Origin of the sequence: Nonomuraea maritima (assembly GCF_900100395.1) — a bacterium.
Classification (GTDB): Bacteria; Actinomycetota; Actinomycetes; order Streptosporangiales; family Streptosporangiaceae; genus Nonomuraea; species Nonomuraea maritima.
In genome coordinates, this window is sequence record NZ_FNFB01000010.1 from 203,431 (window position 1) to 222,286 (window position 18,856).

17 protein-coding genes are annotated in these 18,856 nt (G+C 67.5%); 8 read left to right on the plus strand and 9 right to left on the minus strand.

Features of this window, described 5'->3' with window-relative positions; genetic code table 11:
• Window positions 1-266 precede the first annotated feature (266 nt).
• Window positions 267-1,217, plus strand: a complete 951-nt coding sequence (locus BLR04_RS18900; protein WP_090766737.1) for an ankyrin repeat domain-containing protein — start codon at window positions 267-269, stop codon at window positions 1,215-1,217.
• 43 nt (window positions 1,218-1,260) lie between these two features.
• Here BLR04_RS18900 and BLR04_RS18905 read toward each other — a convergent pair whose 3' ends face one another.
• Window positions 1,261-4,341 (minus strand): AfsR/SARP family transcriptional regulator, encoded by a 3,081-nt coding sequence (locus tag BLR04_RS18905; protein ID WP_090766740.1) that lies wholly within the window; start codon window positions 4,339-4,341, stop codon window positions 1,261-1,263.
• A gap of 91 nt (window positions 4,342-4,432) precedes the next feature.
• Entirely contained in the window at window positions 4,433-5,329 is an 897-nt protein-coding gene (locus tag BLR04_RS18910; protein ID WP_090766641.1) for an AraC family transcriptional regulator, read from the minus strand.
• A gap of 138 nt (window positions 5,330-5,467) precedes the next feature.
• Here BLR04_RS18910 and BLR04_RS18915 point away from each other — a divergent pair, with 138 nt between their 5' ends.
• From BLR04_RS18915 to BLR04_RS40740, 5 genes are all read left to right on the plus strand, one after another.
• Window positions 5,468-5,776: a putative quinol monooxygenase gene (locus tag BLR04_RS18915; protein ID WP_090766743.1), complete on the plus strand. Its 309-nt coding sequence runs from the start codon at window positions 5,468-5,470 to the stop codon at window positions 5,774-5,776.
• Between the two features lie 74 nt (window positions 5,777-5,850).
• On the plus strand, window positions 5,851-6,786 hold the full coding sequence (locus BLR04_RS18920; protein ID WP_090766644.1) for an alpha/beta hydrolase: 936 nt from the start codon (window positions 5,851-5,853) through the stop codon (window positions 6,784-6,786).
• 18 nt (window positions 6,787-6,804) lie between these two features.
• Window positions 6,805-7,560 (plus strand): SDR family NAD(P)-dependent oxidoreductase, encoded by a 756-nt coding sequence (locus BLR04_RS18925; protein ID WP_090766646.1) that lies wholly within the window; start codon window positions 6,805-6,807, stop codon window positions 7,558-7,560.
• A 48-nt stretch (window positions 7,561-7,608) separates the two neighbouring features.
• Window positions 7,609-8,691: a serine/threonine protein phosphatase gene (locus tag BLR04_RS18930; RefSeq protein WP_176903168.1), complete on the plus strand. Its 1,083-nt coding sequence runs from the start codon at window positions 7,609-7,611 to the stop codon at window positions 8,689-8,691.
• A 247-nt stretch (window positions 8,692-8,938) separates the two neighbouring features.
• Complete coding sequence (locus tag BLR04_RS40740) at window positions 8,939-9,172, plus strand: hypothetical protein (protein ID WP_090766649.1); 234 nt, start codon at window positions 8,939-8,941, stop codon at window positions 9,170-9,172.
• A gap of 115 nt (window positions 9,173-9,287) precedes the next feature.
• Here the strand turns inward: BLR04_RS40740 and BLR04_RS18940 are convergent, their stop codons facing one another.
• Together BLR04_RS18940 and BLR04_RS18945 are read right to left on the minus strand one after the other, a co-directional pair.
• Window positions 9,288-9,818, minus strand: coding sequence for a VOC family protein (locus BLR04_RS18940; RefSeq protein ID WP_090766652.1), 531 nt, complete (start codon window positions 9,816-9,818; stop codon window positions 9,288-9,290).
• 73 nt (window positions 9,819-9,891) lie between these two features.
• Window positions 9,892-10,353 (minus strand): hypothetical protein, encoded by a 462-nt coding sequence (locus tag BLR04_RS18945; RefSeq protein WP_090766655.1) that lies wholly within the window; start codon window positions 10,351-10,353, stop codon window positions 9,892-9,894.
• A gap of 176 nt (window positions 10,354-10,529) precedes the next feature.
• Between BLR04_RS18945 and BLR04_RS18950 the strand changes: the two genes are divergently transcribed.
• Window positions 10,530-10,883, plus strand: a complete 354-nt coding sequence (locus tag BLR04_RS18950) for a DUF6247 family protein (protein WP_090766656.1) — start codon at window positions 10,530-10,532, stop codon at window positions 10,881-10,883.
• A gap of 238 nt (window positions 10,884-11,121) precedes the next feature.
• On the opposite strand, the gene BLR04_RS18960 is transcribed toward BLR04_RS18950, so the two are convergent.
• The 5 genes from BLR04_RS18960 to BLR04_RS18975 form a co-directional block, all read right to left on the minus strand.
• Window positions 11,122-11,496, minus strand: coding sequence for a TetR-like C-terminal domain-containing protein (locus BLR04_RS18960; RefSeq protein WP_090766659.1), 375 nt, complete (start codon window positions 11,494-11,496; stop codon window positions 11,122-11,124).
• A gap of 131 nt (window positions 11,497-11,627) precedes the next feature.
• Window positions 11,628-12,068, minus strand: a complete 441-nt coding sequence (locus BLR04_RS18965) for a DoxX family protein (RefSeq protein WP_176903169.1) — start codon at window positions 12,066-12,068, stop codon at window positions 11,628-11,630.
• Window positions 12,069-12,241: 173 nt separating this feature from the next.
• The gene (locus tag BLR04_RS18970) at window positions 12,242-13,681 is read right to left on the minus strand and encodes an MFS transporter (RefSeq protein WP_090766662.1); all 1,440 of its coding nucleotides are present in this window, start codon (window positions 13,679-13,681) and stop codon (window positions 12,242-12,244) included.
• A 279-nt stretch (window positions 13,682-13,960) separates the two neighbouring features.
• Window positions 13,961-14,173, minus strand: a complete 213-nt coding sequence (locus tag BLR04_RS39780; protein ID WP_143022101.1) for a hypothetical protein — start codon at window positions 14,171-14,173, stop codon at window positions 13,961-13,963.
• Between the two features lie 192 nt (window positions 14,174-14,365).
• A complete protein-coding gene (locus BLR04_RS18975) occupies window positions 14,366-14,905 on the minus strand; it encodes a GNAT family N-acetyltransferase (RefSeq protein WP_090766666.1) in 540 nt (179 codons plus the stop codon).
• 1,234 nt (window positions 14,906-16,139) lie between these two features.
• Between BLR04_RS18975 and BLR04_RS18980 the strand changes: the two genes are divergently transcribed.
• Window positions 16,140-18,856 (plus strand): NACHT domain-containing protein (locus tag BLR04_RS18980; RefSeq protein WP_176903170.1); only part of this gene is annotated, 2,717 nt, incomplete at its 3' end.

Sequence of the window (18,856 nt, forward strand, 5' to 3'; positions counted from 1 at the left end):
GTTAGGCAGCCCTGCCGCCCTTTTCTGCGCAGGAGTACACACAAAGAGCTGTACGCGTATTAGTACACAAAAATGCGCTGACCGGCGTCCCGGACCGGCCCCGGCTCGGCCGCGACGCCCGGCAGGGCAGGGGCTGCGGCGCCTGGCGGGCGCGCTCCCACAATGGCCCTGCGGCACCTGACGGACGCGCGCCGAAAAATGTCCGTGCCTTCCGACATGATGGCTCCACTCTTCCCCCCAGTACGAATGAAGGAGTGGCCGTCACCATGAGCGAAACAGCCGGATGGAACGATTTCGGGTGGGATTCCTGGAGTGACGTCGCTCGGGTCCGTGCCAGGCTCGACGCGGGCGCCGACCCCAACGCGGAGACGCACCACTACGACAAGCCCCTGCACCTCGCGGCCGCGCAGGGCTCGCCCGACGTGGTCGCCGAGCTGGCAGGCCGGGTCGACGACGTCGACGCCGAGCACGAGGGCCGCACCGCGCTCTGGGAGGCGGTCTTCAACGACCGGCCCGAGAACGTCCGCGCGCTGGTCGCCGCCGGAGCAGACCCGTGGCGGCCGATGATGAACGGCTGGTCACCCGGCCGGCTCAGCCTGGCGAGCCCCACGCCCGGGCTGTTCTTCCCGTTCCCGCCCGGCCACGAGGGCCTGACCGAGGCCGAGGCCGCCGCCGTGACGGAGGCCGACCGCCTGACCGCCGTGTTCGACGGCATCGACGACGACGGTTACAGCCTGGCCTGCGTACGCGGCATCAGCGCCGCCGAGGCGGCCCGTCGGCTGGCCGCCGAACCTGTCGACGAGGACGAGGCCGAGGAGATCATGGAAGACCCCTCCGACGACGAGGCCATGGAACTCATCGGCCTCACCGACGTGCCCGGCGGCTGCGTCGTCAGCCAGACCTTCGGCTACATGGCCTCCGCTCCCGTCGTCGTGGAACTGCTGTCCGCGGGCACGATCGCCTACGGCATGTTCGCCAACCCCAAGAGCGGCAACCAGGGCAGCGTCGCCCGTGACGGCGATTTCATCGCCTGGGACACGCACCCGGGCGGCGGCAACCCGGCCTCCACCGACTCGGCGGAAGAGATCCTGCTCTCGTACCTCTACCAGGGGCACGCCGAGGCCTACTGCTTCGCCGGCGCGGGCCTGCGCCCCGCCGACGGGCGCTCCCTCACCGAACCCGACACGTACCTGCGACTGCCCGACCGCGATCACTGAAACGGCACAGTCGCCGATCACGACGCCGTGCGCGTCAGGGCGGTCACGAGGCGAGAGTCGTCTCGGCCAGGTCGCGCCAGTCCTGCTCCTGGCCGGTACGGATGGCCGCCGCGAACTCGGGTTCGCCGAGGTGGGCCCGGGCGGCCGCGGCGATCCGGGAGGCATCCGGCTGCGAACGGTCCCGGGTGCCGCGTACGGCGTCGCTCGCCGCGAGCAGGCGCGCGGCCTGCTCGTGCTGTCCCCGGCGCAGCGCGAGGTCCGCGACCCCGACCAGCACCTCGGCGATCAGCGGCGGATACATGAGCTCCACCGCCGCGCTCAGCGCCTCGCTGCGATGCGCGCGCGCCTTGTCCAGGTCGTCGGTGAGGTACGCGTACAGGTTCTCCGCCCTGGCGCGGAAGGCGGCGCCGGGTTCCCGCACGGTGTCGAGGAGCTGGTGCGCCCGGTCGGGCTCGCCACGCCAGCGTGCCAGCTGGGCCTCGTGCAGCGCCAGGTCGGCGCGCGTCTCCGGCCAGGTCATCCCGCCCGCGCACCGCCGTGCCTCGGCCATGGCCGCCTCGCTCGACCGCGCGTCACCGGCCAGCCAGTACAGCTGGGCCTGCCGCGCCCGTAGGCCGACCACGTCCTCGGTGGAACCGACCTCGGTCAGCGCTGTGGCCGCGTCCTCGCACTGCTCGCACGCGCGGGCGAACTCGCCGCGCGCGGCGAGACGATCGCCCAGGAAGGTGAGCGCCAGCGAGACCCCCCACCGGTCGCCCAGCGTGCGGAACTCCGCGAGGGCGTTCTCGATGTCGGCGTCCACGTCCGTCTCGTCGCCGCCGATGGTGAGCCGCAGCCGGCCACGGGAGAGCGTCGCCTGGGCGCGCACCCACGGGTCGTCGTCGGCGATGAGCGGCTCGAACGCCGACAGGAAGTCGGTCGGCTCCCGCAGCATCCGTTCCAGCGGCTCGACGAACCCGATCATGGGATGGCGGTACCCGCCGCGCCGGGCGTACCGGTGCGCGCCGCGGATCCACTCCTGCGCCTGGAACTGGTCGCGGCCGGGTCCGGACGTGACGAACACCGTCACGATGGTGTACGCCATCGCGCGCAGCTCGTCGGGCACGTCGCCCGCCATCAGCGCGGCGGCGATGCTCAGCTCGGTGCCCTCGGCCCTGTGCCCGGTGAGGAACCAGTACCAGCCGACGGCCGCGACCAGCCGCATCGCCTCCTCGGCCCAGCCCTCGGCGATCGCGCCGCGCAGGGCCGTACCGATGTTGTCGTGCTCGGCCTGGAGCGTGGACAGCCACTCCAGCTGCTCGGCCCGGCGCAGGTGCGGCTCGGCCTGCTCGGCCAGCTCGGTGACGTACGCGAGGTGCGCCCGGCGCGTCCGCTCCGACTCCCCCGCCTCGTCGAGCCGGTACGCCGCGTACTCCCTGATCGTGTTGAGCAGCCGGTAGCGCGGACCGTCGGCGAGCAGCAGCGACTTGTCGATCAACGCGGTCAGCACGTCGAAGACCTGCTCCCCCGCGATGTCGTCGTCCCCGCACACCCGCTCGGCAGCCTCCAGGCTCGCCCCGCCGGAGAACACCGACAGCCGCCGCAGCACGCCGCGTTCGGCGTCGGTCAGCAGGTCCCAGCTCCAGTCGACGACCGCGCGCAGCGTCTTGTGCCGGGGCAGCACCGTACGGCTGCCGCCGGTCAGCAGCCGGAACCGGTCGTCGAGCCGGCGCGCCAGCTGCTCGACGGACATGCTGCGCAGCCGCGCCGCGGCCAGCTCGATCGCCAGCGGCATCCCGTCGAGCGCCCGGCAGATCCGGGCCATGGCCGCTGTGGTGTCCGGGTCGTTGCCAAGGTCCTTGCGTACGAGCTCGGCGCGGTCCCGCAGCAGCCGCACCGCCTGCGCCGGCGCGAGCGGCTCCACCTGCCACAGCACCTCGCCGGTGATGCCGAGCGGTTCGCGGCTCGTCGCGAGGATGCGTAGCCTCCTGCACTCCCCCAGCAGCCGGTCGGCGAAGACCGCGGCCGCTTCGATCACGTGCTCGCAGTTGTCCAGGACCAGCAGGAGCGCGCGTTCGCGCAGTGCGGTGACGAGCCGATCCATCGGTTCCCCGCCGCGCGCGCCGCCGAGCACCGCCTGGTCGCGCAGCCCGAGCGCGGACAGGGCCGCCTGCGCCAACTCACCGCCCGCTCCTACCGTGGCGAGTTCGACCAGCCAGGCCCCGTCCGGGAGCTCGGCGAGCATCGTCCGCGCGGTCTCCGTGGCGAGGCGGGTCTTGCCGGAGCCGCCCGCGCCCGTCAGGGTGACCAGCCGGTGCTTCATGGCCAGGTCGGCGACCTCCGAGACGTCGTCGTCCTTGCCGACGAAACTCGTCAGCCCGGCGCGCAGGTTCGTCCTGCGGTCGTCCGCCCGTTCGCCCAGTTCGCCGCGGAGCAGCGCGGTGTGCAGCGCGGACAGCTCGGCCGACGGGTCGGCGCCCAGTTCGTCGGCGAGCCGTTCGCGCGTCCGCTGGTACACGGTCAGCGCCTCCGCGCCGCGTCCCGCCTCGGCGAGCGCTCGCATCAACGCCGCCACGAACCCCTCCCGCAGCGGGTACGCGGCGGCCAGCTCGGTCAGCTCGGCGACCAGTTCCGAGCCGCGGCCGAGGCGGATGTCCGCCTCCACCCGGTCGCCGAGCGCGGTGACGTGGAGCTCCTCCAGCCGTGCGACCACGGCGTCGAACGCGTCGCTGTCGCGCAGCGCGATGTCCGCCATGGGCGTACCGCGCCACAGCGCCAGGGCCGTACGCAGCAGGTCGGCCCGCGCGGCGGGCTCGGCGGCGCGGGCCTGACCGACCAGCTGCTCGAAGCGGCACACGTCCACGGCGTCGGCTTTCACGGCCAGCCGGTAACCGCCGGAGTCGGCCTCGATCACGCCGTCCGGCAGCACCCTGCGCAGCCTGGACACCAACGCCTGCAGGGCGTTGACCTCGTCGGCGGGCGGCCGCGCCCCCCAGATCCAGTCGACCAGCCTCGTACGCGTGACGATACGTCCTGGTTCGAGGGCGAGGGCGGCGAGCAGCGCGCGCAACCGGACCCCAGGGACCTCCACCACGGCCCCGTCACGGTCCCGGGCCTCGAACGGCCCCAGCAATCCGACGTTCACCATGGCAATTGTGCCGAACCCGGACACAATGCGCGCCACTCGCTCTGCCGCCTCCAGAACTGCCGCGGCGCGTACCCACTCCGCCGCAGCCTCAGGGGACGAGGCTCGCGGGGGTGTGGCGTAGGCGGGTGGCGTCCTGGCTGGGGGGCAGGCCGAACTGGCGGCGGTATTCGCGGCTGAACTGCGACAGGTTGTCGTAGCCGACGCGGTGGCTGACGCCGGTGACGTCGCCCGGGTGGGTCGCGAGCAGCAGCCGGGCCTCCTGCAGCCGGATCTGCTTCTGGAACTGGATGGGGCTCATCGCCGTCACCGCGTGGAAGTTGCGGTAGAACGCCGAGACGCTCATACCGGACAGCTTCGCGACGTCCTCGACCTTGAAGGGCTGCGCGTAGTGCTCGCGGATCCAGCGGACGGCGCGGGAGACGTGGCTCAGACTGCTGTCGGCGAGGCCGAGCTGGCGGACCGTCGCACCCTGCTCACCCGTGATCACGCGCCACAGGATCTCGCGCTTGACCAGCGGAGCGAGCACGGCGCGGTCGCGCGGCTCGTCGAGCAGGCGTACCAGCCGGATCACCGCGTCGATCAGCTCGGCGGGGGTGTCGCTGACGACGATCCCCGACGCCGCGCCGCCGCCGTCGCGAGGAAGGTCCCCTGGCCCCGCCTGGAGCAGCAGCTCGGCGACGACGGACGGTTCCAGCGTGAGACCGACGCCCAGCGCCGGATGCTCAGGGTTCGCCTGGAGGAACTGCCCGGTGACCGGCAGGTCGACCGACGCGACCAGGTACTGCCCGGCGCCGTACTCGTAGATCCGGTCGCCCAGCGCGAGGCGCTTGGTGCCCTGCGCGATGACCGCCAGGACCATGCCGGTCATCGACAGCTCCGGCGGCTCAGAACGGTCGATCTTCGAGATGTGGACGCCGTCGATGGCGGTGGTCCAGTCGGGCCGGGCGTGCCGGTCGAGCAGGGCACGGAGCTCGTCGAGTCGCATACCCGCCATTGCAGCACGTTTTCCGGCCCTGACTCTCACCGGCGAGAGGATCGTGCAAATACGCGCGAGGATAGTTCTAACGTTTCCGCAGGTCAGAGCGCTTGAATGGAGTCACTCCACAGGAAGAAGGAATCCACGATGTACGGCTTCAGCGCAACCATGACCGCCAAGCCCGGGCTGGGCGACCAGCTGGTCGACCTCCTGCTGACCGGCCTCGACGAGGGCAGCCCCGCCGCGAGCGAGCACTGCGTCGTCTACCTGGTCTCGCGGTCCGCAACCGACTCCGACGTCGTCCACGTCATCGAGGGCTGGACCAGCGAGGAGGACCACCACCGGCAGTTCACCGGCGAGGCCGCCCAGGCGATCGTCGCCCGGATCGGCGACCTGCTCGCCAAGGAGTCCGACTACTCAGACCTCGTCCCGGTACGCGGCAAAGCCACCTTCTAATCCCGCCGCCTACCCCCAGCCTCCTGGCTCACTCTGTTGCCTTTTCTGCCCCCATCTGACGAAAGGCCGTCCCCATGACCCCCGTGCGCCCCGCCCTGGACCCCGAACTCCGCGACCTGCTGGCCGACATGCCGCTCATGTCGGAACTCACCCCGGAACTGCTCGCGCAAGTGCGCCAGTTCCCCTCGCCGCCCGTCGACTCGCCCGCGCACCGCAGGGACGTCACCGTGCCCGCCACCGACGGCACCCCCATCCCGCTGTCGGTCTTCAGCCCCGCGAACGCCACCGGCGCCGCACCGTGCGTCTACTGGATGCACGGCGGCGGCATGGTGATGGGCGACCGCTTCTCCCAGATCGACATCCCCCTGGAGTGGCTCGACCGCTTCGGCGCGGTCGTGGTCACCGTGGACTACCGGCTCGCACCCGAGGCCACCGGCACCACCCTGGTCGATGACTGCTACCAGGGGCTGCTCTGGGTCGCCGAGCATGCCACCGAACTCGGCATCGATCCCGCCAGGATCGTGGTCGCCGGCATGAGCGCCGGCGGTGGGCTCGCCGCCGGCGTCACCCTGCTGGCCCGCGACCGCGGCGCGCCTTCTATCGCCGCGCAGATGCTGCTCTGCCCGATGCTCGACCACCGCAACACCAGCACCTCCAGCCGCCAGTACGCCGGCGAGCCCGGCGTGTGGACCCGCGAGACGAACGCGTTCGCGTGGCGCTCCGTACTCGGCGACCTCGCCGACGCCGACGTGCCCCCGTACGTGTCCCCCGCGCTGGCGGACGACCTGTCCGGGCTGCCGACCACGTACGTCGACACCGGAAGCGCCGAGGTCTTCCGCGACGAGGACACCGACTACGCCACCCGCATCTGGGCGGCGGGCGGCCAGGCCGAACTGCACGTCTGGGCGGGCGGCTGCCACGGCTTCGACGCCCTGTGCCCGAAGGCACAAATCTCCGCCACGGCCCGCCGTACGCGTACCGACTGGCTCGCCCGAACCCTGTCCGCATAACACCCGTAGGAGAACATCATGAAAATCGCCATCGTCACCGGTGCCAGCTCCGGCATCGGACAGAGCGCCGCCGTCGAGATCGCCCGGCGCGGAACCGGGGTCATCCTGACGTACGGCAAGAACGCGCAAGGCGGCCTGGACACGGCTGCCACCATCGAGAAGGACGGCGGCCAGGCCGTCGCACTGCCGCTCGACCTCGGCGATTCCGGCTCGTTCCCGGCCTTCCGCGACACGGTCGCGGGCGTGCTGCGCGACTGGCAGCGCGACACCTTCGACTGCCTCGTGAACAACGCCGGGTCCTCCGAGATGTCGTTGATCGAGGACACGACCGAGGAGACGTTCGACAGGCTCACGCGCGTCCTGCTCAAGGGACCGTTCTTCCTCACCCGGACGCTGCTCCCGCTGATGGCGGACGGCGGAGCCATCGTCAACACGAGCAGCAGCGCGACGGCGACGGCGGGCCTGGTGCCCGGCTACTCCGTCTACGCGGCCATGAAGGGCGGTCTGGACGTGCTGACCCGGTACATGGCCAAGGAGTTCAGCACGCGGGGCATCCGCGTCAACTCCGTGTCACCGGGGCCGACCCGTACCCGGCTCGGCGGCGACGCCTTCAGCAGGCACCCCGAGCTCATCGCGCCCCTCGCGGAGCGGACCGCGCTCGGCAGGGTCGGCGAACCGGACGACGTCGGCGCGATGATCGCCGCACTGGTCTCCGACGACAGCCGCTGGGTCACCGCCCAGAACATCGAGGTCTCGGGGGGTTTCAACCTTTAGTCCGGCTCGGCGGGTGTAGCGTCGATTGATCTCTAAGGGGGCCATTTCTTGCGCGACACCCGGCTGGACAAGCGCGTCACCAGGTACGGCGACGTCTCGAGCGCGCTCGCCCTGCACAGCGACCGGCAGTTGAGCGAGGCCCTGGAACAGGCAAGGCCCCTGGGCTCGGGGGTCGGCGGCACCTCCGTGCTCCTGGACGTCGACGGCGTGCCGGTCTTCGCCAAGCGCGTCCCGCTGACCGACCTGGAACTCCGTCCGGGCAACGTGATGTCCACCGCCAACCTGTTCGACGTGCCCCCGTACTGCCAGTACGGGATCGTCGAGCACGCCGGGCCGGGGTTCGGCGCGTGGCGGGAGCTCGCGGCCAACGTCATGGCGACCAACTGGGTCCTCACCGGCCGCAGCGCGGCCTTCCCGCTGCTCTACCACTGGCGGGTGCTCCCCGGAGCGCCGGCGCCCACCGACGAGCACGCCGACGTCGAGGCGGTCGTACGGTACTGGAAGGGCTCTCCTGCGGTACGCGACCGTCTCCACGCCCTCGCCGGCGCCTCGTCCTCGATCGTGCTGTTCCAGGAGTTCATCCCGCACCGCCTCGACAACTGGCTCGCCTCCCAGCACGCCGCCGGGCAGGACGCGGCGCTGGCGGCGAGCGCCATGGTCGAGTCGTGCCTGCTCAGGGACGTGGCCTTCATGAACAGCCAGGGGCTGATGCACTTCGACGGCCACTACGCCAACCTCCTCACCGACGGTGACCGCGTCTACATCGCCGACTTCGGCCTGGCCACCTCGTCCCGCTTCGACCTGTCCGCGCAGGAGCGCGCCTTCCTCGCCGAACACCGCACCCACGACCTCGGCTACGCCCTGATGCGCGTGGTCAACTGGCTCGTCGTGCGCGTCTGCGGGGTGAAGACGCCACCGACCGGCATCCCGACGGAGCTCGACGCGTACATCAGCGCCGTCGCGAACGGCGCCGAGCCCGCGGGCGCCCCGGAGCCCGCCGCCACGACGATCCGCCGATACGCCCCCGCGGCAGTCGCCATGAACCACTTCTACTGGGACGTGTACGGCACCAGCAGGACAACGCCGTACCCGAAGGAACAACTCGAACGCGCCCTGACCGCACTCCGCTAGCACGTCGGCTCCGTCATGGCGCGGGCTTCGCCTGCGCCATGACGGAGGTCTCCCGGGCGGAGGCCGCAGCATGACGGGGCCCGCGCCGCAGCGGCCTTTCCGTCACATTCCACCCCCGCACCTTCAGCACCCATAACGCGACATATCTTGACCGTGGCGGGGGATGCGACATATCGTGTTCATACGCGATAGTACGCGTCTTCAAAGGTGAGCATCCCGTTGCAAGCGATTCCACCGAGGAGGAACGATGAACACGGAACTGCACCTGCGTCACGCCAGCCTGAGAGCCGACGAGCTGCGTATCGCCGCCGACCGCCGCCGCGCCGCCCGAGAACTACGCGCCGCCACCAACCGCAGGCTGCACGCCACCGTACGCGACCTCAACCCCGGCCCAGCCGACGACGCCTGGCAGTCGCGCCTCGGCTGGACCCTCGTGACAGCCGGCCTCCACCTGCTCCAACGTCGCACAGCCCAAGGCTGACGAGTCAGCGCCAACCCCAGCCAGAGCTGCACCCCCGCCGTACCCGAAGGAACAACTCGACACGCCCTGACCGTACTGGTGTCGGCGGGCTCGATCACCCCCGCGCGGGCGTCAGTCAGCCGGTGGTCCTGACGGGCGCACTGCTGCGCCCCACGCGTCGGCTGCTGAGTTCGGCATCGAGGGTCTCTTGAGCGACCCGCATGGCCTCGGCGTACACCGGACGCTGCAGTCGCCTCCACATCTCGTCCTCGGCGACCGTTTCCACCCTGCTGACCACCCACCAGATGTTGCCGAAGGGGTCCTTGACACGTCCGCCGCGCTGCCCGAAGGCATCGTCCATCAACGGGGTCACGACCTGGCCGCCTGCCGCGACAGCTCGGGAGAACGTCTGGTCGGCGTCGGCGACGAAGACGCGCAGGAGGCTCGGCATGTAAGGCCAGTCCCCGTGCCTGTCGAAGGCCAACACCACCGTGTCGCCGACCCGGATCTCACCATGACCGATCAAGCCGTCCTCGGTCGGAACCCGCCCGAGCTCTTCGCCACCGAACGCCTGCGCGACGAAGTCGAGAAAAGCTCCCGTGTCGTCGGTGACCACCCAGGGCGCGACGGTGGTGTACCCCTCGGGAGCGTTGGCCTGCTCGATCATCGTTCGCCCTTCCGCTGCAACTGTTCGTACACCAGAAGAACTACCTACAGATCAGGCAAGCCTCTTTCCTCGATCACGCCGCGACGCCAGGACGCCCCTGCCTCAAGCTCCTGTCCCTGATCACCGCAAGCACAAGAAGGTGGACCAACAGTCCGACCCCGACGATCAGTCCCCCGACCTGAAACGCAGGGGTCGTGAGCTCACCGGACAGGGACTTGAAGGTCAGCGCCAACCCCAGCCAGAGCTGAGCCCCACTCCCCAGGCGCACTCGAACCCAGGGGACACTCCCCAGAACACCCACCGCCGAGACGGCATAAACCAAGATCAGGAGGAACGCGGCCAGATCTTGCGGAGGGTTCATCAGCAACAACGCCGTCCCACCCACAAGCCCCACCACGGAAACCGCGACCACAGCCACCCGCTGCACCACGGTCAGGACGTCGAACCACGACCTCTTTTGATCAACCGCCTCCACGCGCCCACTGTCCCACAGCACCCCGCCAGAGGCGGAACAAAGGCGGACACGCTGCTCCACCCAAGCCTCGAGCTCCTCACCCGACAGCGGTCTGTTCTGACGACGAGGCAACTCGGCACCCGCCTCCCGTGACCTGAACACGCCAGCAACCCATAGCGAGGGCTTTGACCTGCGCTTTCAGGCTGCGAGGGTCACTTGCAGCGGTCGCGTGCAGGCGTACAGCTTGGAGGTCGACGATGTCCACCCCGCACGAAAACGGCGAGGCACTGATCCCCCAGCCGCCCATGACCACCGCTGCGCTCAGGGCGGCAGTCGCCCAGATCGCTCCCGCGTACCTCAACCAGTTCGTCGACCACCTCGACCAGGCAGCCGAGCAGGCCGCCCGGCAGAGCACAGTGGCACCCTTGCAGAACTTCCTGCGCCAATGGGCGGAATTCGTGGCGATCCAGCGCTACCCCGCCGGAGCGGCCCGTCTGCACGCCGTGGAGACGGAAGTCGCCACCACCACCGACAGAGCCAAGCTGAATGCAGCCTTGGCCGAGATCAACAAGATCACGACAGCCGCACACCAAGAGGCCGCCGGTGAGTGACGCCTGGACTTGGGAGTACAACCCTGACGCCGAACACGTCATCGCCGGGTTCCCTCGACCGTCACCCTTGAGGTCCAGCGGCTGGCCGACCAACTCGCAACCCTCGGAAGGGACGCCGCCCGGGCCGGCAGAGGCCCATTGCACGGCGGAGGCCTCCGGACACTCGATCTGTACGGGGGCCGTGGCTTCCTCAATTTCATCGTCGCCGAGCACCTGCACCTGGCGCTGATCGTTCGCGTCACCTGGATGGATTGACGCGCCCTGCAGAGCCTGGCTTCGCGCACCACCCAACCCGACCGTCAGCCGATCGCCACTCGGTCATCCTGTCGACGGCTACGTCGAGATCCACGTCCTCAGCAAGCTGCCCGGCCCGCTGAGCGCTGCGCAGCCGCTGCTTCTTCAGCTCCCTCATCGGCCTGTCCAGGCGTTCCGCGTAGAGAGCGGCAAGTGCCGGATCATGCGTGATCTCCGTGTTCAGGGCGCGCATCGGCTCGTCGTAGCGCGGATCGTTCAGCTCCGTGATCGTGGCCCGCAGGACCGTCTTCAGCTCCGCCTCCAGATCACCGGTGTCGGGCAGGGCACTCCCTCCGCCGTCCGGTTGCTCACTGAGCATGAGGAAGGCGTCGAAGAGGACCGCGCCCTTGGAGGGCCACCAGCGATAGATCGTCTGACGGCGATCGCCCCGGAGCGACCCCCGGCCAGAGGCGAGCCAAAGAGGGTCACGAGATCACGGCGGAAGTGTCGTCACCTCCGGCCGTGAACGAAGTCCGCCCTGTGACCCTGCCACAGGCTGTCGGCAGCGAGGGCGCCTCCGCCGCTGAAGGCGATGGCGAGGCTGGCCGCCGCGAGGCCCAGGACCAGCTCGTAACCGTCTTTGTCGATGAACAGACCCTTGCTGCCGTGCACGAAGACGATCGCCCCCACCATGTCGAGGGTCAGCAGCGTGCCGACCACCGGCAGCAGCAACCCGAGCACCAGGGCCACCCCTCCTACCAGCTCGAGAGTCGCGGTCCCCACGGCTGTCGCCCGGGCAAGTGGCACACCCACCGACTCGAAGAACTCCGTGGTGCTGTCGATTCCGGACATCGCGAACTTCTCCCACCCGTGCGCGATGAAAATTATGCCCAGGGCGACGCGGGCGAGCAGCAACGCGATCGGCTGCGCCTTCTCGATCATGATGTCCATCACTTGTCCATGGTCGGGCGATCATTCGCGGATGTATGTTGCGGCCTGGCGAGCGACGCGGCCGAGGCTCAAATGCCGTATTTACGACATGTCCCAGCGCCAGAGGCCGTACCACCCTGTCCGGTAGATGATTCGCCCAGCAATTACCCTCCTCGGCCGCACAGCCCGGACCCTTATCCGGGCTGCCTGCCGGCGCGGCGCTCGACGAACACGTCGATGATCGCGGCGGCCAGCGCGGCCAGCACGAACAGGATGTTGACCAGGAGTGCGTGCTGGAACGCTGCCGCATAGATCCCATGAGCCGAGCCCACTGCCGCCATACCGATGGACGCACCGATCCGCTGTCCCGTCTGCAGCATGCCGCCGGCGGCGCCGGCCTCGGCGACAGGAACCGCCGACAAGGTCAACGTCTGGTTCGGCGAGACGATCAGGCCATTGCCCAGCCCTGCGACGAACAACGCCGCCGAGATCGCCACGGCCGTGTCCTGGCCGGACAACAGACGTACGGTGGGTTCCGTGGCGGACAGCCCAACCGTGACCAGTACCAGCCCGAACACGACCAGCGGGCGGCCGAACCGGACGACGACCCGGCCCCCGAGGGCGGCGCTCATCGCTGATCCCAGCGCGAATGCCGCACTGACCAAACCCGCCTGCAGCGCGGAATAGTGCATGCTCTCCTGCAGGTACTGGGTGACGATGTAGAAGATCGCGGTGAATCCGCCGAAGTAGAGCGTGGCGAGCAACGTGCCGAGGGCGTAGGACGCCCTGCGAAACAGGGAAAGATCAATGATCGGGTTGTGGCGCCGGCCGTACCAGCGCTCCCAGCTCACCAGGCCGGCGAGTACGACCGCTGCGGCCAGCACCATGAGCCACGTCCGCTGTGCCGGCCAGTCACGCCCCTGCACAAGTGGCAGGAGCAGGAGCAGGACGCCCGCGGCCAGCAGGAGCACTCCCACCGGGTCCTTGCTCTGCCGTTGCCCCTTCTCACCTACCCGCCCAGGGATGTACAGGTAGGCCAAGATCATGACGACGATGCTGATCGGTATGCTGACGTGCAGGACATGGCGCCACCCCTCCCGTCCACCGCTGAACTGGATGAGGAGGCCGCCGAGCAGCGGGCCGACCGCGGTGGAGATGCTGATCGTGGCGCCCAGAAATCCGAATGCCCGGCCCCGCTCCACCCCGTGGAAGAGCTGCTGGATCAGACCGGTGACCTGCGGAGCGACGACTCCCGCGGCTGCCCCTTGGACCACCCGTGCCACGATCAGCCAGTTCGATTCGGGGGCCGATCCGGCGGCGGCGCTGGCCATGGTGAACAGGGCCACGCCGAACACGAACACGTTCCGCCGGCCATGCGTGTCGCCGAACCGTCCGGCGGGTATCAGCACCAGCCCGAAGGCGAACGCGTATCCGGATACCACCCACTGCAGGTCGCTCGGCGGCGCGTCCAGCGCGATGCGGATGGAGGGCAGCGCCACGTTGACGATGCTGATGTCCAGCCACGTGACGAAGCCGGCGATCAGGCAGACGGTCAGCGCCTTCCACCGGCGGGGGTCTGCGGCCTTCCGCCCACGCAGGCCGGGTGCTCCACCTGCGGGGACGCCGGTGCTCATCGAGTCAGGAGCCGGAGCCGCGCATCGCTACGCACACCGCGCCTCCGCGACGCTGCGGGAGCGCTCACCCCGCACGCACTCGGCCAAAGCCTTCACCTCGTGTATCCGGTAGCAGCCCCCACATAGCTACAGAGAATACTCGCACTATTACTCTCAGCGACGGCTGGACATGGCCCGGCGAACCACCGGGAGCACGGAGGGGGACGGTCATCACGACGAAGGCCGCTCGACCGGCTGCCACACCGCCTGCCGTTGGCACCTCCGTCAGCAAGAGCGGGCTCATGCTTGCTCAGTCTCCGTCGCCGGCACCCAGGCGAGAGCTACGCCTTTCTGTTGCTCCCCTTTACGGTAGATCTCGCGGGCGTCGCGTCCCTGTGCCCATCGCCGGACGTACGGGGCAGACTCGACCACGACGCCGTCACGCACGATCAGTCCAGCGGTGGCGCGGTGTGTGGACCACCAGATGAGGCCGTTCTTAAGATCGTCATCCACGACCGGACTGTAGCCGCGGCGTACGACAACCCTGGGGAAGGGTCCGGGTGCATGAAGATGTAGCCGACGGTTTACAGCGGGTCGACGTTGCTGAACGGCATCAGGCCTGGGATTCGAACCCCACCCAAGCAGTCGGCAGAATCTTCGAGCGCAGCGGCTAACCCGGCGATCGATTCTGGTCACCGCACAACGTCAGGTCCTCGCATCACGAGCGATCCGGTACAGCACGTTCCGACGCAGTGGCCCTTCGGGCACTGTGGGGTCGTCGAAGTCGTCGCCTGGATCCCAGGTCATGCCGATTCGGCGCATCACCGCTTGGGACCGGAGGTTGGTGGCGGTTGTCACCGCAAGGATTTCCGGGAGTTCGAGAGTCTCAAAGCCGAAGGTCAAACTGGCCAGAGCCGCCTCGGTAGCGTAACCGTGGCCCCAGGCTGAGCGGGCGAGCCGCCAACCGATCTCCACCCCCGTGAACGGCATGCCGTCATCCACCTGGTCCAGGCCCGCGAAGCCGATGAACTCGCCGGTGGCAAGCAGTTCAACCGCCCACCATCCGTAGCCACGCTGGTCGAACTCGCTCTGGAACTGCGACACGACGGAATCGCTCTGTTCGCGGGTAAGCAGGTCGCCCAAGTACTTCCGGACCTCAGGGTCGGCATTCATCGCCGCCCACGGTCCGAAGTCGGACTCCCGCCATCGACGGAGGAACAGGCGATCGGTCCGCCGTTCAGACATGTTGCAGAGCCAACATGAGCCATGACCCCCGACGCAATTCAGTTTCCTCGGAACTCCTTGGCTGCCCGGCGAAGGGAACCTTGCCCGCCCCCAGGCTGACGAGCCCGAAGATAGTTCCCGGCCAGAGCGCCGGTCAACGAAAGCCTCGATCGTTGGAGGCGGTTGCCGTACGGCCACGCAAAAGGCCCTTCCGGATCACCCGGAAGGGCCTTTTGAACTGCGAGCCGCCTTCGGGATTCGAACCCGAGACCCCTTCATTACGAGCAAAATCAAGCATCTTCTCGTCCTCCTCAACCGAGGACAGCGACCTGCCTTAACCGTGCGTCAGCGTCCGCCAACGTCTATGATCGAACTTCCTCGTTGTCACTCACTACGTCACCCAGACGGCGGGCCAAGGTGAGCGCGCCCTAGCTCCCCTACATGCCCCGGTCGCGTTGCCAACGTCGGCGGCAAGCTTGCTGCAACACTGGGAACATCCCCCAAAGTGTTACAGCTGGTGTTCCGCGCATAGCACACTCAGGACGCGTGCGAAGTAGGTCCGCGGCGGCAAGCATCTCACCTACCAGTGACGAGGGCGTCGTACGCCGTCCCCGCGACAAGCATTGCGTGGTCCATCGCCAAATCAGCCATAGGACGCAGAGCTGGCGTTCCGCGCAGTCTCAGAGACAGCAGGGACGCTCGGCTGTGCGGCGTGGCTCCCAGAGTTGCGCCTGTTTGGGCTGATCAAAGCACGTCTAGAGACAATGGGGACAGCAGGGACACTCTCTGTGGCTAGCTCTCCGCCATCCGCACGCACAGGCACTAGGTTGCGCGGGGTTGCGCGGGCCTTCGGCACTCGTGTCATATCGAGGGCTCGGTCAGTGCGCTGATTTCTTCTAAGTGCCGGCTCTTATTGTGATATGAGTTTTCTGACTCGGGAGTTCGTTCTGTTCAGGTAGGGGGGCAGCGATGAGTCACGTCATGCAGCGGGTGGCAGGTGCCGTCGGCACTGTCCTGGTCGCTGCATTAGTGAATGTGGCAACGGGGTTTTTCACCGATCACGACGCTGTCACCTGGTGGGTCTCAGGTGGCGTGCTCCTGGCTGTCGGTACCGTTGTGCAGTGGTGGCTTCCTGTAGCGGGAACGGCGGCGACAGGCGCGCGGCAGACGGCAGACGGTAACACGGTTGGTGGGTCGCTCCGTCAGCAGGCAAATGGGCGCACGGTCCAGGAGGCGTCCAATAACCAGGTCACCGGTGACCTCGATCAGGACCAACATGGATGAGCCACGGGAAAGGCGCCGATGGTGGCCATTCCGCAAGCGGGTTATCCAGCAGACCGAACTTGGCCAGCAGGCGACGGGCAACACCGTCGCCGGAGATCTGAAGCTTACGCAAATTACCGTTTATGGAGGCTCGGAAGGCGTTTCCATCGAAAGCGCTGATGGTGATGGGCTGGGGTCGGAACGGAAAGAGTACTTAGAGCGGGTTAGTACCCGATACCGGCGAGTGGATCTGGAAATTCTTACTCCGCTTACCGAGCAAGGTGAGCATCCGGTGATGCTGCTGAATGAGGTGTATTTTCAGCAGTCTGTGCGGGAGGATCCGCCACCGGTGGAGTTGCTGAACTTGCCTCGTGAAGTGCTGCGCCGATTGGTGGCGGACGAGCAGTTGTCCGGACTGCCAGACAGCATCGACCTCGCCCGATTGGAAGAGGCCCGCCGCACATATCAAGAGCGTCCGGCACGGCCGGTTTTAGAGGCGCTGGGCCGGACGAGCCGGACTGTCGTACTCGGCGACCCTGGCGCGGGTAAATCGACTTTAGCTCGTTTCGTGATGATGGCTTTGGCTGTCACTGAACTACAGCAAGCTGGCTCTGAGGCCCTTGCCACTGAGGTACCAGCGGAGTGGGTGGGACGGCTCCCACTGCTGGTGGAACTACGTACTTATGCCGACCCGGCCTGGCGGGGCAAGACATTCCTGGACCTGATTGACGAGATGCGGTCCAGCCACCACCTCGGACTCTCCAAAAATCGCCTGGAACGGTACCTGCAAGACGGTGGACACGCTCTAGTCATCTTCGATGGTTTGGACGAAATCTTCGACCCTCAAATCAGAGCCGACGTAGCTGGGCAGATCGAGGGGTTCGCTGCCCGCTACCCGAACGCGCGCACTATCGTCACCTCGCGCGTCATCGGCTATGACCGCGCAACACTTGATGCGGCCGGCTTCACCACGTTCATGCTCCAAGACTTCGACTCACCCCAGATCGACGCATTTATCACCACCTGGTATCAGCGTAGTTGCCCTGAAGATCCTGCGACTGCGGCACGAATGCGGAACCGATTATTGGAAGCGATAGGCGCTTCGCTGGCCGTCGGCGAGATAGCTGGTAATCCCATGCTCCTTACCATCCTGGCCATCATCGGCCGCCGCCGAGAACTTCCCCACGATCGTCGTGCCGTCTATCAGCATGCAGTCACCGTTCTGATAGAGCACTGGGACGTCAACAAGCACCTGCGCGCGCACGACACCGCACTACCTCAGCTAAACGCTGCCGACAAGCTTCGCATGCTCCACGGCATTGCCCGGCGTATGCAAGACGGACCTGCCGGCCTCGCCGGCAATCATCTTCCCGCACGAGACCTTACTGACGCTTTCGAAAGCTATCTCACTGAAGAATTTGGACTGCCCAAAGACCGCGCCGTTCACACCGCGCGCGCAATGCTTCGCCAGTTCCAGCACCGTAACTTTATCTTGTCCAACTTCGGCGCAGGGCTCTATGGATTTGTCCATCGCGCTTTTCTGGAATATCTAGCCGCCGAGGACATTAGCCAGCGGCTCACCGGAAGAGAGCTCACCGATCAAGAGCTTTTCGTCCTCTACGACACCCACGCTGCCGACCCGGCCTGGCGAGAGGTTCTCCTTCTCCTCACCGGCATGATTCCTGAATCGTTTGCCGCAAAAGCTATCTCCCAACTCGCCGCTACAGGCCCTTATGGGAGGCTGGATAGGCAAATCCCTATGCCTCAACTCCTCGCCCTCAGCGCCATAAACGAGATCCGCCGGCGACAGACACTCAGATCACTCGCACCCACCATCACCCAACTCCTCGTCGAGCTGACTAGAACCGCCGCTGCCAGAGAACAGGAGTACGATCTAACCCTCACCAAAGCAATCACCGAGGCGCTGCCGCCTTTTAACCATGAGAGTGTGTGGCTCGATAACTCCCAGCACGAACGATGGCGTCTTGCAGTAGGGAGGCCCGTCGCGGTATTCCAATCCATTAAGTACACCGCAGCTCGCCTCCGACTGACCCTTACTGCACCTACCCTGGACTCTCTCAAAGAGCACGCAACCACAAGTGCAGACAAGGTCATAAGACTTATAGCTGTAGAGGCCGTCGCTGAGGGCTGGCCGGATCACCCTGAAACACTTGCATGGCTGCGCGACCGTGCCGTTGCTGACAGGGACGTGTATGTCCGCAGAACTGCCCTTGACGCTGTTGTCGAGGGCTGGCCTGATCATCCTGAAAAACTTGCCTGGCTGCACGACCGTGCCGTTGCTGACAGAGACGTGTACGTCCGCGGCAGAGCCGTAGAGGCCGTCGCTGAGGGCTGGAGCGATCATCCTGAGACGCTTTCCTGGCTGCGCGACCGCGCTGCCAGTGAAATGGGCGATTTCGTCCGCAGTGATCTAGCTCGACTTATTGCCGATGGCTGGAGCGATCATCCCGAGACGCTCTCTTGGCTTCGGGACCATGCCGCCCAGGACAGATACTGGCTAGTCCGTAGCGCAGCCCTTGAGTCCGTTGCCGAGGGCTGGTCTGATCACCCCGAGACTCTTCCCTGGCTTCGTGACCACGCCGTGCGCGACAAGCACTGGATCGTTCGCCGTACAGCTGGCAGTGCCATTGCGGAGGGTTGGCATGATCATCCTGAGACAGTTGCCTGGCTGCGCGACCGCGCCACCGG